Raw genomic sequence first — 2,376 nt, 5'->3', positions numbered from 1 at the left:
AGGTTCGCCCAAGTGGCTGGAGGCGCAAAGCCTCCAAGAAACGTTGCTGCAACCATTTCGGAGAATAGAGCGGTTGCCAATTAATCCACAAGCACATTTTACAGCGTACCAAGTGAGGGCAAGTAAAACGTTGAATTGTTGAAGATAGGTGTTATCTTTATGAGAACCAACCACTTATACCCTCAACAAACTCTCAACAAATAGCTCTACACAACAAATTACTGGGCAAAAAAGAAAGAAAGGAATGGTGTTCATGGTTTTCTCTTTTCAACATTATCTTTCTTTTGTTGAGAGATTTGTTGAGAATATGTTGAGCCGTAAATGCCTGATGTTCAATACTTCTTTCATCATATTCAACAATTCAACAAAAATAAGGGGTGTTTTGTCCGTCATTTTTATGAACAGAACTCATCCCCCTACAAGTAAGAATGTCATGCTTATGCTTCAGTACTTATTCACGACAGTACGACAGCGCCAAGCCAACAAACAAGCAAGAGGACATTCAACTAAAGGCGGTTGTTCTTCTATTGAGTTGTAGGATAATGACACTACTTTTCTCTTTTGCCCCGTACAATCTCTTGAAGATGGTGGCACGAAACCGAGCTGCCCCGTATGAGTTTATACGGAAGCAAAGGGCAACAATCATCGGAAAGCCATACAACGTTTGCCAAATGCCATTGGAAGTTTCCTGTTTCTGTTGGACTTCCGACACCGTCAATAAACCATCCTTGTATATTGACCTTATCACAGCATGGAGTTTCATGGCGGTGACATGAAGCATATCAACCAATTCACCCTCACTCATCCACAAGTCTTGCAAGTTGGACGGAATGGATAACATTCCATTTCCGTCCACGGTGATTACAGTCCTTTTCATGCCATTCCCCCCATTGTCGGCATATGCCCCTTGATTCGACTTTCAAAAGCTGATATGTCATGCTCCAATTTAGTACTTGTCACCTTTGCGTAAATTTGTGTTGTGGCGATGTCCGTATGTCCCAGTATCTTGCTTACACTCTCTATCGGCATACCGTAGTTTAAAGCCAAAACTGCGAACGAATGCCGGGCCACGTGAAATGAAATTCGCTTCTTGATGCCACACATTTTTGCCACTTTCTTTATACGCTTGTTTACCATGTCAAGTGAGCCAATATTAAACAAGTGCATATCTTTTCTCAATGGCTTGTAACGTTCAATTATCTGTATGGCTGCATCTATCAGTTTAATTTTGAATGGTACGCCTGTCTTTTGACGCTGAGAAACTATCCATGGAGACCCACTTATAATGGCAACATTGTCCTCTGTAAGATTCTTGATGTCAACGAAAGAGATACCTGTCCAACAACCAAACATAAACAAGTCTCTCGCAAAAGCAAAGTTGGGATTTTCCAACTCTATTCCTGCAAATATGTCCAATTCTTCCTCTGTCAAGAACTCACGCTCCTTGTGGTCTGGGTCAACGTGGTACATGGCAAACGGATTTCTCTGTATCTTGCCGTTGTAGTGTGCTGCCGTGACGATATGCTTCAATGGTATGGAGTATATCCAAATGGTAGATTGCGTGAGTCCAATGACATTCTTCAAATACAGACAAAAATCACGGATGAACTCCTCGGTAAGCTCATTCATGGACATATCGCTGCGCTTGTACTGAAATTTGATGAACTCGGCAACGTACTTTCTTACCGTCAGATACTTGCGGTAGGTTCGGACAGCTCGGTCTTTTCCCACGCGTTGGGCAAAGGCTGCGTTCTCCTTGTCAAAAGCTCTGAGTAATGTCTCATACTCCGTACCTATGCCTTGATATGCGTTTCTCACCATTTCAGCGGTAACGAACGCCTCACGGTCGGAAAGCCGTTGGTAATGCTTAGCGATTTGAGCCTTGATGTTATCAAGCGCAAAGTTCACCTCATTGGCTTCCTTGCTTCTGCCTTTGGCTCTGTTGCCCTTGGCATCCCATATCGCCTTGGTCACGCTCAGCTTGCAACTGAACTGTGCGATAGTTCCGTTGATTGTCACACGTCCCATGATAGGGACAATTCCGTTTCTCTCCTTGCTTCCGTTTACATAGAAGACTGTCTTGAATGTACTTCTCATAATTCCTTGCTTTTTGTTCTGTGCAAAATTAAATCATGAGAGTTGCATGGCAAATTCACAACCTGTGCAGAATTGAGAAGTAAAAACCGAAGCCGTTAAAAATGCTTATTAGAGCGTTTCTTTGAGGTAATGACTTGAAAGCGTTTCTACTTCTCAAATCCGCCATTTTCGCATTTCCTCACGAATGCCACAAAAAGCCAACGACTGCCACAACCACTTGAAACTCAAAACAAAAGCTCAAATCTGCTATTTTTTGCTTTTTTAGTCATTCTTTTTCCC

1 protein-coding gene is annotated in these 2,376 nt (G+C 42.6%); it reads right to left on the bottom strand.

Annotated features, from left to right (window positions below; all coding sequences use genetic code 11):
* Window positions 1-873: 873 nt before the first annotated feature.
* The gene (locus tag CFT61_RS16215) at window positions 874-2,097 is read right to left on the bottom strand and encodes a site-specific integrase (protein ID WP_089545424.1); all 1,224 of its coding nucleotides are present in this window, start codon (window positions 2,095-2,097) and stop codon (window positions 874-876) included.
* Window positions 2,098-2,376 lie beyond the last annotated feature (279 nt).

Origin of the sequence: Segatella copri (assembly GCF_002224675.1) — a bacterium.
Lineage (GTDB): Bacteria > Bacteroidota > Bacteroidia > Bacteroidales > Bacteroidaceae > Prevotella > Prevotella copri_U.
Note: the sequence above shows the minus strand (reverse complement) of the source record. Positions and strands in the feature narration are given on the sequence as shown.